Origin of the sequence: Bacillus sp. FSL W8-0102 (assembly GCF_038007225.1) — a bacterium.
In the GTDB taxonomy this organism is placed as follows: domain Bacteria; phylum Bacillota; class Bacilli; order Bacillales; family DSM-4216; genus Bacillus_O; species Bacillus_O smithii.
In genome coordinates this window covers 1,198,621-1,213,822 of sequence record NZ_JBBOWT010000001.1, presented here as the reverse complement: position 1 = coordinate 1,213,822, position 15,202 = coordinate 1,198,621, and the positions used below count along the sequence as shown (strand labels likewise).

Here is a 15,202-nt window from a genome sequence, read left to right as displayed (position 1 = left end):
GACTTATATTTTATCATTTCTCGTCAACAAATATTCATCCGAAGCCTCCCTCTCCTCAGGAATGAAACAGGATGAAAGCAAAGGTTATGAATATTCCTGCAATCCCCGAAATAGTAAAATATAGTAATTTTTTGGTTTTTCCAACCGCTATCCATAAAAGGCAATTCATCAAAATAATCAAATACAGGCTGATAGAATTTCCCGACAAAAACTTATCATGGATTTTGATTGTGAAAAATAAAAAAATGAGCGCTGCAGATAGAAATATGAACTGCACAAAAAATCCTTTTCGTCCATAGTAGATACCCGCTCCTATCAATAAAACGACAAAAATTGTCAAAATCGCCATTTGCATTATGAAAGGCATTTCAGTAAAATAAAGGACAAATAATGAAATTGGAATGAACAGCAACAATATGGCTTGCAGAATTCGATATGATCGATGGAACCGTGGCAAATGAGCGGCTGAGTTTAGTTCTTCTCCTTCACTGTATAGTGTTAGTAAATAATCGCAATATTTTTCAGGCAGCATCTTATTTTGCTTCCAAAATAAGATTTCTTTGATAATGATTTGCTTTCGCTTATCCATGTTCAACCCACTTCCCATTGCAATATAGGCACTGATTTTCAATGCCGTTCAGATTCACAATGATTCGTTTTCTTCGACAAAAAAAGTTTACTTCAAAAGAAGTAAACTTTAAAGGCAAAATGAAATTATTCTAAAAAGTCTTTTAATCTTTTGCTGCGGCTTGGATGGCGAAGTTTGCGCAATGCTTTCGCTTCAATTTGGCGAATACGTTCTCTGGTAACGCCAAACACTTTCCCGACTTCTTCCAAAGTACGAGTTCTACCGTCATCCAGACCAAAGCGCAGGCGCAAGACATTTTCTTCACGGTCCGTTAAAGTATCGAGAACATCTTCAAGCTGTTCTTTCAATAACTCATAAGCTGCGTGCTCCGACGGTGAAGTGGCTTCATGATCTTCGATGAAATCGCCTAAATGAGAATCGTCTTCTTCCCCGATCGGTGTTTCAAGCGAAACTGGCTCTTGGGCAATTTTTAAGATTTCTCGTACCTTTTCGGGAGATAAATCCATTTCTTCTCCGATTTCTTCCGGAGTCGGTTCGCGGCCTAAATCTTGAAGCAATTGCCGCTGAACTCGAATCAGCTTGTTGATCGTTTCAACCATATGAACCGGAATCCGAATGGTTCTTGCTTGGTCTGCAATAGCGCGAGTAATCGCTTGACGAATCCACCATGTTGCATAGGTGCTGAATTTGTATCCTTTTCGGTAATCAAATTTTTCAACGGCTTTAAGCAGCCCCATGTTACCTTCTTGGATTAAGTCAAGGAACAGCATACCTCTCCCAACATATCGCTTCGCAATGCTTACAACAAGACGCAAATTCGCTTCTGCCAAACGACGTTTTGCTTCTTCATCCCCTTGTTCAATACGTTTTGCCAGCTCAATTTCTTCTTCAGCGGAGAGAAGATCAACACGCCCAATTTCTTTTAAATACATTCGAACAGGGTCATTAATTTTAACTCCAGGCGGAACACTTAAATCGTTTAAATCAAATTCTTCTTCCTCTTCTTTTGAGAGCTCATGAATATCAGGATCCTCTTCATGATCGCTATCTTCATTGACGATTTCTATTCCCTGTTCGTTCAAGTATTCATAAAAATCATCCATTTGTTCGGAATCAAGATCAAAATTCGATAGTTTATCGGCTATATAATCGTATGAAAGCTCACCGCGTTTCTTTCCTTTTTCCACTATTTGATTTTTTACTTTATCTAGTGTTAATTCAGGCTCAACTTCTTTGGAACGTGTTGACTTTTCAGCCATTAGTTCCCCTCCTTCCAACATCCTTGAAACTGCCTTTCCTTTTCAACATCTTTCTTAATTGCATAACTTCCATGGCTATGGCTGCCGCTTTTTTATAATCATGTTGTTGTTCTGCTCTTTTGCTTTCTTCCATCTTCGCTTTTATTTTTAACATTTTTTGGTGATTTAACACTTCATTTATATAATCATTTATTTCTTCATCCGAGACATCCATGTTGACATTCATCATTTCTATTTCCGTCACCGTTTTTCTTAAATTCGGATCCGGCAGAAAATTGATGAAAGCACTCGCATCAGGGGGCTTTCCCTCTTCGTAATAACCTAATAAATAAGTGAAAATTGCTTGATGCTCATCCAGATTGAAAGTCTCCCCGGCCAGTTTTTCGTGGATTTGATACGTTAATTCAGGATCTTGCAGCATATAAGCAATCAAGCGGCGTTCTGCCGTTATATAGGCAGGGTATATTTTTCCGGTTGAAGGCATTTCGGAAATTCTCCCTGCCCAATTCGGTCGCGATGGCGGCAAATTCCGTTTTTCTGCATAATATATTTGACGCTGTTGCCATTTTAACGCGTCCAATGAGATCGAAAATTCTTCCGCCAGCTGTCTCATATAATAATCGCGCTCCACCGCCTTTGAAAGCTTTGTAATTTCTTTCAATATTTCATCGATATACTGAAGTTTCTCATCTTCTTTTTGAAGATTTTTACCCCGTTTATAATACTGCATTTTAAAAGCCATATACGTCATGCTGGCCTCTATAACATCCAGACGGAATTTATCTCCGCCGTATGTTTGAATGTAATCGTCGGGGTCCAAGCCGTCGGGAATGACGGAAACTTTCACACGGCAGCCAGCCTCTTCAAGAAGATTCCCGGCCCGAAATGCTGCTTCAACTCCGGCAGAGTCTCCATCATAACATATTAACACTTCATCGGTTAGACGGCGAATAATATGCACATGATCTTCCGTCAAAGATGTGCCCATCGTTGAAACACCGTTGTCAATCCCGGCTCGGTCCGCTGCTATGCAGTCCGCAAATCCTTCAAATAGAATCAACTGGCGTTTTTTTCGAATCGAGTTTCTTGAGCGGTTCAAGTTGTATAAGAGTCGGCTCTTATGAAATATGGGAGTTTCCGGACTGTTCAAATATTTCGGCTGCAGATCCCTCAAACTTCTTCCGGAAAACGCCACGACCTTTCCTTTCGAATCATGCAAAGGGAACATAATTCGATCGCGAAACCGGTCATAGTAGTCTCCTTTTCCTTCGTGGCGGATAACAAGACCCGCTTTTTCCATCAATGAAATCGGAAACCCTCTTCTTTTTAAAAAAAGCGCAGCGACGTTCCACCCCGTTGGAGACCAGCCAATTTGGAATTTTTCTATTTGATCTTTTGTGAAGCCTCTCGAGAATAAATACTCCAGTGCATTTTGGCCTTCTTTTGTATTTATCAGCAAATGATGGTAGAATTTAGCTAGAAGCTCATGAGCAGACATCATGAGTTCATGGTCCTTCGGCAACGCTTGAACGGGTTCGGCTGTTACGTCCACATTCAGCTTGATCCCGGCTCTTTCCGCTAATTGGACAGCCGCTTCTTGAAAAGAAATATTTTCTATTTCCATCAGAAAGGTAAAAACATTTCCCCCTGCTCCACAGCCGAAGCAGTGATAAATCTGTTTATCAGGGGAAACCGAAAAAGATGGGGTTTTTTCGCCATGAAACGGACAAAGACCAAAATAATTTTTCCCTTGTTTGCTCAATTGAACATAGTCATGAATAACATCGACAATATTCACCGAATGTTTAATTCTGTCAAGCGTTTCCTCAGGGATTTTTCCTGCCATAAAAGATCACCAGCTTATTACATTCGCGAAAGTGTCGAATTTATCCTTCATACTTCGACAAAAATCTCCGTACTTTTTTTAAAAATTGCTTCCTGTCAGCGTCTGTAAAAGGCCTTGCCCCTTTTTCAAAACGTCCTGACCGGCGTGCCTTTGCCTGGAGATGCCGTATGTCCAAAATGTAAGCCATCTCACTCTCGCTGTATTGATTCCCCCACGGCGAAAAAGCATACCCTCCTTTTGAGGTGGCCAAACTTGCTAATCCAATATCTTGTGTAATCAACAGATCTCCTTTTTGCAAATGGTTGACTATGAACAGATCCACAGCTTGAAAATGGGAGTCGACATATTTCCATATGCCCCCAATTTCTTCAGACGGCTGGTGTTTGTACGATGCCACAAAGAACACATTCAAACCATATTCATTTGCCAACGAAATAATTTCCTTTTTTACAGGGCAGGAATCTGCATCGACAAAAATATTCATCGTTCTTTTCTTCTTTGTCATAAATTAATTATTCTACACCATATGGTGGATTCCTTCTTTTTCACAGCAAGTTTCCTGTCAAAAAGAAGTGTAGCCAGGTTTGTCGAATTTTCTCACGGCTTTCTCGCCAGCATTCATCAAGTGACGATTCGCTCTTATTCTCCAACGTTCCGACCTATGACGATTAATGAATCATCATCCTTTTCTCTTTCTTTCTCTGGTGTAGGTTTACGGGCTGTTCAAACAGATAGCAATTTGGCCGCTGGGTATCCATTGCCCCGGTCTTGACATATCACCATAAATAGTTTATTCGTAATGAGGCCAGTCTAAACCTTGAATAGATATTTTTATCACAATTTTTTATTATAATACAAACTTTTTTATTTGGCTATTTTTTATTTCATTTGGCAAGACATTAGAAGGATCGTCAAAGCTAATTCTTTTTCAAAAGGAAAGAAGCACACAATCATGTGATTATGCGCTTATTTTTTTCGAATTTTTTCTATGATAATATTGGCTGTTTCTTCCACCGCTTTATTCGTTACATCTATGACTTCACAACCAATTTTTTGGGCGATGGAATCAAAATACTCTAATTCTTTATTGATTCTGTCCAACTGTGCATAGCTGGCTTGATCATCCAACCCTAAAGTAATCAGCCGTTCCCTCCGAATTTGATTCAATTTTTGCGGTCCAATTTTTAAACCAAAGCATTTTTCTTTCGGTACTTTGAACAGCTCTTCAGGAGGATCCACTTCTGGTACAATCGGAACATTGGCTACTTTATAACGTTTATGCGCCAAATATTGGGACAGGGGCGTTTTGGAAGTTCTGGAAACACCGACTAACACTATATCAGCTTTCATTAATCCTCGTGGATCTCGTCCATCGTCATATTTGACAGCAAACTCGATTGCTTCCACCTTTTTAAAGTATTCATCGTCCAGTCGGCGGACAAGTCCCGGTTCGTACAGCGGCTTTTTCTGAAACATATTCTCCAACTCATCAATGATGGGACCTATAACATCAAAGGATTGTATGTTTTCCTTCTTGGCTCGCTCCTGCAAATATCGGCGCATTTCAGGCTTTACTAACGTATAGACAATCATTCCGTTATCCATTTTGGCTAAAGAAATAACTTCCTCAATATGAGAAATTTCCTCTACGTATGGAAAGCGTTTGAGGACCGTATATGAACCGTCAAACTGGCTGAGGGCAGCTTTTGTGACCAGTTCTGCGGTCTCGCCAACAGAGTCGGAAACAACGTAGATAATTGGATCACTCATTCATCATCACTGTCCTCTCTCTTTCTCGGCATTAATCTTCATTCGCTAAAGCGACAAACGCTTTCGCAATATTCGTTTTTGTGATTCGACCAATCACCTCGAAGCCCGTTCCTTTTTCTTTTACTACAGGCATTGCGTCAATCTGTTTTTCGATTAAATTTTGGGCGACATCGATCAAAAGATCATCTTTATAGCACATCGTAATATTGGGCATTCTCGTCATGATAATGTTTACCGGTAGGCTATTGAGATCTTGTTTCCCTATACTTGCTCTCAATAAATCTTTTCGCGAAAGCACCCCTACCAACAAAGAATCGTCATCCACTACAAATAAAGTGCCGACATCCTCTAAAAACATCGTGCAAATGGCGTCATAAACCGATACGTTTTTATGCACAACGACGGGTATCGATTGATAGTCTTTTACATAAATTTTTTTTAAATTTTCCGTCAGCAGCTGCGCGCCCGTTTTTCCAGTATAAAAATATCCTACCCGAGGTCTTGCGTCAAGGAAGCCAGCCATTGTTAAAATAGCTAAATCCGGACGCAATGTCGCCCGGGTTAAATTTAATTTTTCAGCGATATGTTCTCCTGTAATAGGTCCATTATTTTTCACGATTTGCAATATTTGTTCCTGACGCTTTGTAAGTTCTATGATCCTCACCACCCAACACAATTAAAAGTGTTATACTCATATGAAAATATTATATACTATTTAACATAAACGAGGAAGAGCCCGCCTTCGTTCGACAGGCTCTCACATCTTGATATAGTATGGGCCGGAACAGTCAAACTTACGCAAAAACAACTTACAACGGAAACCATCTTTTCCTTCTGAAAGTTCATTTTATCACTAACAAATTCACGTTGGCAAACTCTAGAATGTAGCGGGAAAGCTCCTTCATTTGCGCCAACCGATTGTTTCTGATCTCTTCATCGTCGGTCATGACCATAGTTTCATCAAAATAGCGTTCAATCACAGGACGCAAACTTTCAAGCAGTTGGAAACGCTCTTCAGCAGAAACATCTTGTTTCCATTCTTTTTTCAAGTTCACATAACGTTCATATAGTTCTTTTTCACTTTCGTTCGCAAATAGATTTTCACGAATTTCTTTGTCCACAGTTGCTTTTTTCGTAATATTAAGGACTCGGCTTAGTGCTTCCGCCACTTCCTTGAATGAAGGTTGACCGATTCGTTTCATCAGAACTTCCGCTTTCGCTTCAACCTCTGCCAAAGAATGAATGGAAACATCTAACAAAGCCTCAATAACGTCATAGCGCACTTCTTTTTCTTCTAAAATGTGTTTCATTCGTTGTTTAAAGAAGTCCAATACAGCCGTATAGATTTCTGCTGTTTCCTTTTGGACGATTCCATCGCTTAACACGATATCAATGCTGTCCTTTAACAAAGCTTCCAGCGAAAGATTCCATTTATGCTTCAACATGGTCTGTACAATGCCAGTCGCCTGTCTTCTAAGAGCATATGGGTCTTGAGAGCCGGTTGGGATAATGTCCACAGCAAAACAAGAGATAATCGTATCTAATTTGTCGGCCACGCCTACGATGGCGCCTACAAGTGATTCCGCAGGTTCATCTTCCGAATTCCGCGGTTGGTAATGTTCATTAATCGCCCTTGCCACCTCAGGATTTTCTCCTTGAAGAAGCGCATATTTTTCTCCCATGATCCCTTGCAATTCCGGAAACTCGTATACCATATGCGTGACTAAATCAAACTTGCATATTTCAGCAGCACGGTCTGCTTTCTGCGCTGTTTCTTCTTCTACACGCAGTCTCTCTGCAAGATAAGACGACAATTTTCGTATCCTGGCTACTTTTTCTGCCAATGTCCCAATTTTCTCGTGATATACGATGGACGAAAGTTTTTCCAACGCTTCAGAAATTTTCAGCTTTTGATCTTCTTTATAGAAGAAATCAGCATCAGCTAAACGCGCTTTCAACACTTTTTCGTTCCCTTTAGCTACCGTTTCAAGAGACCGATCGTTTCCGTTTCGGACCGTCACAAAATGAGGAAGAAGCTTTCCGTCGGCAGTTTTTACAGGAAAATAGCGCTGATGCTCCTTCATGGAAGTAATTAACACTTCCTCTGGCAGATTTAAAAATTCTTCCTGAAAAGAGCCGAATAAAGCGGTAGGGTATTCCACAATGTTATTTATTTCTTCCAATAATTCTTCGTCAATCGGGATGACCCAGCCATGCTTTTCTTCTAAATTCTTCAACTGGCTGCGGATTAACTGTTTTCTCTCATCGGGGTTCGGAATGACATATTCCGCTTTTAGCTTCGTTTCATATTCAGCAGGAGAATCCAATTGAATTTTCCCGCCAAGAAAACGGTGTCCATAACTGAATCGATTCGTTTCTACATCCGTAATCGCAAATGGAATCACTTCGCTTCCAAATAAGACAACGAGCCATTTGATAGGACGTACATACCGCAAATCGTAATCGGCCCAGCGCATATATTTCCCAAAGCTCATACCCTCAATCAACTCTTTTAATTTGGGAAGCAATTGAACCGTTGGCTGGCCTTTCAAAAATTTCTTCACAAAAGCGTATTCAATCCCTTTGACCTCTTTGAAATAAATGTCGTCAACAGTAGCTGAATGGCTTTTTGAAAACCCGATTGCTGCTTTTGTCCATTCACCCGCTTCATTTAAAGCCGCTTTTTTAGCTGGGCCTCGAGCTTCTTCATGAACATCTGCCTGGGATTCCGCCACATCTTTCACAAGAACAGCTAATCGGCGAGGAGTGGAAAATAGGGAAACCGTTCCATAATCAATGTTTTCTTTTTGAAAAAATTCCTCTACTTTTTTTCCAAGCTGATTCATGGACTCGGTCACAAAACGGGCCGGCATCTCTTCCAATCCAATCTCAAGCAAAAGGTCCCTTTTAGTCATGCGCTTTCTCCCCTTTCCCTTTTAAAATAGGAAATCCCAATTTTTCCCTTTCTTCGTAGAATGTTTTGGCTACTTGCCTTGCCAAATTTCTCATCCGAGCGATATAAGCCGTTCGTTCAGTCACTGAAATGGAGCCCCGCGCATCGAGAATATTAAATACGTGGGAGCATTTTAAAATGTAGTCATAGGCAGGATGAACCAATCCTTCCTCCATTTGGCGCTTCGCTTCCTTTTCATACGTATTAAACAAGTTAAACAACATGTCAGGATCCGATGTTTCAAATGTATATTTGGAGTGTTCATATTCAGGCTGATAGAAAATATCCTTTACAGTAAATCCATTTGTCCACTCCAAATCAAAAACATTTTCCTTTTCTTGTATGTAGGAAGCCAATCGTTCAATTCCATACGTAATTTCCACGGACACAGGCTTGCATTCCAGTCCGCCTACTTGTTGAAAATAAGTAAATTGCGTGATTTCCATCCCGTCTAGCCATACTTCCCAACCGAGGCCTGCACAGCCGAGAGACGGGTTTTCCCAGTTATCTTCTACAAAGCGAATATCATGATCAAGCGGATCAATTCCAAGAGCACGCAAAGAATCCAAATAGATTTCTTGAATATTGGATGGCGAAGGTTTCATAATCACTTGAAATTGATGGTGCTGATACAGTCGATTGGGGTTTTCCCCATAACGGCCATCTGCCGGCCGTCGGCTTGGTTCCACATAAGCAACATTCCAAGGTTCCGGTCCAATTGCCCGTAAAAACGTATACGGGCTCATCGTCCCTGCCCCTTTTTCTACATCATAAGCCTGCATGAGAATGCAGCCATGATCCGACCAATGCTTCTGCAACGTAAGAATCATTTCTTGTATATTCATTTCGTACACCTCCATATGATCCAATTGCTAAAAACAAGTCTTGCTAAAGACATTCTTCGTTTTTCCACGCATGGAGTCCAAAACAAAAACTCCCGCCACTATGCAGTAAATCTGCATAGGGACGAGAGTTACACCCGCGGTTCCACCCTATTTGCCTCCGCTTTCTTAGCGTCTGGCCACTTTTTAAAATATTTGCTCCGGACTGCCGTTCCCTGATGCCCTATGTCCGGCTCCCACCATCCCGGATTCGCTGAGATAGAACGTATTCAGGTACTCCTTTCCTTCTTCGCAAAATATGAAATTTACATTTCAACTAACCGTGGACTCTAATAATACCACAGATTGAATAGCTATTCCTCATATTCAAAAATAATCGATCCCACCACGTTTGTCAATCTCCTTCTTTCGAAGATGGACCAAGCATGCTTTGCATTTTTTCGATCTCCTCGAGAAATTTTCGAGATTTCAAAAACAAACCCGAATATTCGTCATAATACATGGAAAGGACAGTACGCAGTTCTTTTTTTGTTTGAGGTTTCACTGATATACTTCCAAGACGCCGAAGATCAATATAATAAAAAAGGCGCAGCAATTTTACAGTGGCTTGAGAAACTGGAAGCAAATAAGGATCTAATTCAAAACAGCGATGACAAAGAAGACCGTTTTCTCTAATCGAGAAGGCAAAACGCCCTTCTTTGCTGCCGCAGTTCACACATTGATTCAACTCCGGACGAAGGCCGATCACCTGCAGCATTTTCATTTCAAAAATATTGGTCAATATAGCTGCATCATAGCCTTCATCTATGTAATCCAATGTTTGGTAAAAAAGCTCATACAAATACGGGTTGACTTTACTTTCTTCTGTTCCTTTATCCAGCAGTTCAGCCAAATACGAAGAATAAGCAGTTTTAAACAAGTCTTCCCTTATTTCTTTGAAAGAATGAATAGATTCTCCTTGCTGCAGAGTTCCTAATCCTCTTGATTGCTGAAACAAAAACTGCCCGCAAAAGAGCAGCTGGGTAATGGCGGAGAGGCGGCTATTCGGTTTTCTAGCCCCTCTCGCCATTAAAGCCATTTTTCCAAATTCTCTTGTAAACAATGTGATGATTTTATTTGATTCGCCATACGGAGTCGATCGTATGACAATTCCTTCACACTTTTGAAACACGTTGAAGGCCATCCTTTCATTGCACCAACGGGCCTTTTCAAGACAACGGAAATTCGGCTTCTGCTAGTTCTTCCTCTTCTTCCAAGCGAGCAGATTGGCTTTCTTTTTCCAACTCTTTGTACAAGAGATACGTATCAATATTACCCGTTTTCGAAAACAGCTTCCAGGTAAAATCCAACATCATAACCCCGCCTTTCTTTGATTGAAACTAGCAAAAATGTTGTGATAATATTTTCCCCCGCCTATACCCGATTTATTAGGTGCAATTTTTTCAAGTACCTTGTCAAAAACTCAAGATCTTAATATTCGTCTTCTCGAAAACCATATTCGCGTAGAGCAGATATTTTATCACGCCAATCTTTTTGAACCTTTACCCATAATTCTAAAAAGACTTTGGAACCGAGAAGATTTTCAATGTCTATTCGAGCTCGTTTTCCTACTTCCTTCAGCATTCTCCCTTGTTTACCGATGATAATGCCTTTTTGGGAATCTCGTTCTACGATAATCGTGGCCATGATATGCACAAGATCCTTCTCTTCCTCGCGTTCCATTTTGTCAATCAGAACCGCAATCGAATGCGGAACCTCTTCTCTTGTCAAATGCAGAACTTTTTCCCGGATCAATTCCGAAACGATAAAACGTTCCGGATGGTCAGTCACTTGATCCGCCGGATAATATTGAGGACCTTCCGGCAAATATTCTTTAATGGCCGAAAGCAAGCGATCAACATTATTTCCATTAAGCGCGGAAATCGGAAATATTTCCTGGAAAGGATAAAGTTCTTTGTACTGTTCAATCATAGGAAAAAGCTCATCAGGATGTATTTGATCAATTTTATTTAATACTAAAAAAACGGGTGTTTGGATATCTTTTAGCATTTCGATGATATATTGTTCTCCCCGGCCGAGCCCTTCCGTCACATTCACCATAAATAAAATCAAATCTACTTCCTTAAGGGCGTTTACAGCCGTTTTTACCATAAAGTCGCCAAGTTTGTGCTTTGGCTTATGGATGCCGGGAGTGTCGATAAAAATCATTTGGGCATCGTCCGTTGTATAAACTCCCTGAATTCGGTTTCTTGTTGTTTGCGGTTTATCGCTCATAATAGCAATTTTTTGACCGATCACCCTGTTCAGAAAGGTTGATTTACCGACATTCGGTCTACCAATAATGGAAATAAATCCTGATTTATAATCTGCATTGATTGTCGCCATAGTTTTCGAAAATCCTCCACTGTTGTAAGATTCTTAGTATGATGATTTTGAGCAAATCCTTTGTGAAACCAAAGACTTTCGTTTGTAAGCGCTTTAAAAAGCCAAATCCCCAACTGGATTGAATCACTATCTATATTTTACACCATTTTTTCTCCATATGGAGAGAGAGAAGTGAAAATTTCAGAAAAATTCGTTATTATTGCCTCGTTGATTCAAAAAACCATTTAATTCCACAAGGCTGTTTTTCATTGGCTTACGCTCTCATTTTAACCGACAAATGGCATGATTTCAAATTGGGTAAGTTAAAACTTGGTGTTTTCTCCCCCATATCCATCATTTTCAACCAAATGCGTCGTATTTCATGGAAATTCCGTTTCGCTTCCTCTGAACTCCCCACAAATCGCATGATTTGAAAAAGAGCCGCCTTTAGGGCGACTCTTCCATTCATACAAAAAGTCGAAACCATTTCGGTAAAAAGATGATCATGCCGATCACAACAGCAAAAATAGCGTAGACGAGCACCGCCCCCGCCGCTAAATCTTTTGCCTCTTTTGCCAGCGGATGGTAGTCTTGTGTCGCTAAATCCACTATTTTTTCTATGGCGGTATTCACCATTTCCAGCGCGAACATTCCTGCGAATAAAAGTAAGAGGATCACCCACTCCCATTTTGAGAGTTGAAAAGCGAGACCGGCCGCCGTAGTTAAGAATGCCGCCATCACGTGAATTTTAAAGTTCGCTTCTTTCCATGCCGTACCTATTCCGCCAAAAGCGAACGAAAAGGACCGTTTTAATCGATGGACGCTGAAAACGTTCCGATCTTTATCTTTTGAGTCCATATTCATTTAAAATTTCCCTTTGCCGTGAAAACATGATTTTTTCTTCTTCCTCTGTCATGTGGTCATATCCGAGAAGATGAAGAAATCCATGCACCGCTAAAAATCCGAGTTCACGCTGAAAAGAATGGCCATAATCATGAGCCTGTTCACGTGCTTTAGGAACGGAGATGATAATATCCCCTAAAACTCTAGGCATATCTTCACCAATGATTTCCACTTCCTCCTCGTCAGTCTCTTCAAGAGCAAAGGAAATCACATCTGTCGGTTGATCTTTATGGCGATAATCCCTGTTAATTTCTTGGATGCGCTGATTATCGACAAAGGTTACAGACACTTCGCTTTCCTCCTGAATCCCTTCTTTTTCAGACGCAAATTGCAGCAGTTGCTCCACTAATTCCAAATCTTCTTGCTTTAATTCATTCGTTTCATCGACTAAATCAATCATTAAACTCATGTTGCTTCCTCCGTCTGTTTTTTCATTTCCGGATATTCGATCCGCGAGTGAAAAATGCCATTTAATGCATCACAAATCGTTTGTTTGACAATTTCCAGTTCTTTTAAAGTAATATCACATTCACTAAACTGCCCGTCCAGCAAACGGTCTTGAATAATATTATGGACGAGGCTTTTTATTTGTTCAACAGTTGGCTGTTTCATCGATCGGACAGCCGCTTCCACACTATCGGCAATGCTGACGATGGCAATTTCTTTTGTCTGCGGCTTAGGACCCGGATATCGAAAATCTTCTTCATTCACTTCGTGGTTTTTTTCAATCGCTTTATAATAAAAATATTTTACCAAAGTGGTCCCATGATGCTGCTCAGCAAAATCCACAATTTCCTTCGGCAGCTTTTCTTTTCGCAGCATAGCCGCTCCGTCCACCACATGATCGATGATCATTTGTTTACTGACCTCAGGAGACAGATGTTGATGGGGATTTTCATGATCCATTTGGTTTTCAATAAAAAATTTTGGTCTTTTTGTTTTGCCGATATCATGGTAATAACATCCCACCCTTGCAAGCAAGCCATTCGCCCCTATCGCTTCACATGCCGCTTCTGAAAGGTTGGCCACCATGATGCTATGGTGGTAAGTACCCGGCGTTTCCATTAAAATCTTTTTCAATAAAGGATGGTTCGGATTCGATAGTTCAATCAGCTTCATCGTCGACAAAACGCCAAATCCACTTTCAATCATTGGCAATAAGCCTAGCGTCAGCACGGCAGACGCTATCCCGGATATAAAAGCAAACAAGGCAAAAAACAAATATTCCTTTCCAGAATACGATCCATTGCCGATTAATTTCAAAAATAAGATGACGAGCACATTGACAATGGACACATAAACTCCCGCCTGTAAAATATTCAAGCGGCGGCGATGCTTCAATAAAAACAAACTTCCCGTTAAACCGCTGAACAATAGATAAATAGCCATTTCGACATGAATGGTTTCACTCGTTCCATTATGAAACATAATGCTCCCGCAAGCCGCCAAAAGAATGGCGACGATTGCTGCTGTCCGCTCATTGATTAAAATGGTAATGAGCATGGAAGAAAGCGCTCCCGGATACAGGAAGCTCAACTGAGCATAGTCGTTATTTCCAATCCAGGCAATGATTTTCATTAACAAAAAAGAAAAAGTAAAAATCATGCCCACTAAAAGCAGATAGCTCTTTTTCTTTTCTGAAGGCAAAGAAGCGGTATGAAAAGAATAAATGAGCAAAAAAACGACAACCAAAACAAAAATAAGGAGTCCAAAAACAGGTTTATAAGAACGTTGGTGATTGATAAGACCCAGCAGTTTTAATTGCCGATAAATGTCTCTGTCAATTAAGTGACCTTCTTGGACGATGACTTGTCCTTGTAAAATCCTTACCGGTTCCACTTCTTCTTGGGCCTGTTCTTTCCGCTCGGAGGTCAACCGGCTGTCATACTCTTCAGTTGGCACGATGGCATAACGTCCAATTTCAACCGCAGCCCGTTTTAAATCTGGGGCCAATGGATTTTTTTCAATCGCTTGTTCGACTTGGTTTTGAAAATCAGTCAAATGTTCCTTGCGAATCCGCTGCTGCAACGTAAACTCCACATTGTCCACAATCGCATTCCGTGTTTTTTCTAGTTCTTCTTGATCGGCGGACAACAACGTTAAAAAAACATCATCGCTAATCGATTTCGTCACATCTTCTGTCACATTTTTCGTCAGTTTATCTTTCAGTTCGGCTAATGGCGCCCGTTCTTCCTTTTGACTTTCTTTTTTCACTTCTTGTATAAAATCAAATATGGAATTCACGAGAGAAACCCGATTGAGAGCAGTATCTTGATTATAGACATAGGCATCTTCCACTTCTTCAGCTGCCTTTTTTCGTTCCTCTTCCGTTTTTTCTTTATCAACGATCGTTTTCGGTGAACGGATTGTTTTATCCGCAACGGAAAACAATTCTACATCATACGTTTCGGGTTTTACATTCATATAAAGGACGACAAACAAAATAATTGTGAGGAGTGTATACATGAGCGCAGCCAACATCGAATAGCTGACAGCAGAGCGTATACGGGTTATCCACTTTTGTACAATCATCGTACATATCCCCCGATCAAGCATCAGGATCTTTTACGGACATCGTGTGATGACTCCTTTAAACGGCGATATCCGACACGTCCATCCACTACTCACCTGATATCAGTAGAATCCAACAATGAAAGCGATGATAGCTTTGTATCA

14 protein-coding genes are annotated in these 15,202 nt (G+C 40.6%); all 14 read right to left on the bottom strand.

Translation table 11 applies throughout. The features are described from left to right. Positions 1-55: 55 nt before the first annotated feature. The 14 genes from N1I87_RS05875 to N1I87_RS05810 all read right to left on the bottom strand — a co-directional run bounded on the left by N1I87_RS05875 (position 56) and on the right by N1I87_RS05810 (position 15,058). Complete coding sequence (locus N1I87_RS05875) at positions 56-589, bottom strand: hypothetical protein (protein WP_327803994.1); 534 nt, start codon at positions 587-589, stop codon at positions 56-58. A 125-nt stretch (positions 590-714) separates the two neighbouring features. After that, entirely contained in the window at positions 715-1,848 is a 1,134-nt protein-coding gene (gene rpoD / locus N1I87_RS05870; protein ID WP_341100982.1) for an RNA polymerase sigma factor RpoD, read from the bottom strand. Next, complete coding sequence (gene dnaG / locus N1I87_RS05865) at positions 1,841-3,694, bottom strand: DNA primase (RefSeq protein ID WP_341100979.1); 1,854 nt, start codon at positions 3,692-3,694, stop codon at positions 1,841-1,843. The genes rpoD and dnaG overlap by 8 nt, the downstream gene beginning before the upstream one ends. Before the next feature lie 40 nt (positions 3,695-3,734). Continuing rightward, entirely contained in the window at positions 3,735-4,178 is a 444-nt protein-coding gene (locus N1I87_RS05860; RefSeq protein ID WP_341100977.1) for a YaiI/YqxD family protein, read from the bottom strand. Between the two features lie 482 nt (positions 4,179-4,660). Then, the gene (locus tag N1I87_RS05855) at positions 4,661-5,464 is read right to left on the bottom strand and encodes a pyruvate, water dikinase regulatory protein (RefSeq protein ID WP_341100975.1); all 804 of its coding nucleotides are present in this window, start codon (positions 5,462-5,464) and stop codon (positions 4,661-4,663) included. 31 nt (positions 5,465-5,495) lie between these two features. Beyond that, on the bottom strand, positions 5,496-6,128 hold the full coding sequence (locus N1I87_RS05850; RefSeq protein WP_169799141.1) for a helix-turn-helix transcriptional regulator: 633 nt from the start codon (positions 6,126-6,128) through the stop codon (positions 5,496-5,498). A 178-nt stretch (positions 6,129-6,306) separates the two neighbouring features. Beyond that, on the bottom strand, positions 6,307-8,379 hold the full coding sequence (gene glyS, locus N1I87_RS05845) for a glycine--tRNA ligase subunit beta (RefSeq protein WP_341100973.1): 2,073 nt from the start codon (positions 8,377-8,379) through the stop codon (positions 6,307-6,309). Beyond that, positions 8,372-9,262: a glycine--tRNA ligase subunit alpha gene (glyQ, locus tag N1I87_RS05840; protein WP_003355389.1), complete on the bottom strand. Its 891-nt coding sequence runs from the start codon at positions 9,260-9,262 to the stop codon at positions 8,372-8,374. The genes glyS and glyQ overlap by 8 nt, the downstream gene beginning before the upstream one ends. 391 nt (positions 9,263-9,653) lie before the next feature. After that, a complete protein-coding gene (gene recO, locus N1I87_RS05835; protein WP_341096743.1) occupies positions 9,654-10,430 on the bottom strand; it encodes a DNA repair protein RecO in 777 nt (258 codons plus the stop codon). 37 nt (positions 10,431-10,467) lie between these two features. Further along, positions 10,468-10,611 carry a YqzL family protein gene (locus N1I87_RS05830; RefSeq protein WP_003355391.1) on the bottom strand — a complete coding sequence of 48 codons (144 nt, stop codon included), beginning with the start codon at positions 10,609-10,611 and terminating at the stop codon, positions 10,468-10,470. 118 nt (positions 10,612-10,729) lie between these two features. Continuing rightward, complete coding sequence (gene era, locus N1I87_RS05825; RefSeq protein ID WP_341100972.1) at positions 10,730-11,644, bottom strand: GTPase Era; 915 nt, start codon at positions 11,642-11,644, stop codon at positions 10,730-10,732. A 444-nt stretch (positions 11,645-12,088) separates the two neighbouring features. Then, on the bottom strand, positions 12,089-12,487 hold the full coding sequence (locus N1I87_RS05820) for a diacylglycerol kinase family protein (RefSeq protein WP_341100971.1): 399 nt from the start codon (positions 12,485-12,487) through the stop codon (positions 12,089-12,091). Then, entirely contained in the window at positions 12,465-12,935 is a 471-nt protein-coding gene (ybeY, locus tag N1I87_RS05815) for an rRNA maturation RNase YbeY (protein ID WP_327823975.1), read from the bottom strand. The genes N1I87_RS05820 and ybeY overlap by 23 nt, the downstream gene beginning before the upstream one ends. Next, a complete protein-coding gene (locus tag N1I87_RS05810; RefSeq protein ID WP_341100970.1) occupies positions 12,932-15,058 on the bottom strand; it encodes an HD family phosphohydrolase in 2,127 nt (708 codons plus the stop codon). Before N1I87_RS05810 ends, ybeY begins: the two co-directional genes overlap by 4 nt. Positions 15,059-15,202: the final 144 nt, after the last annotated feature.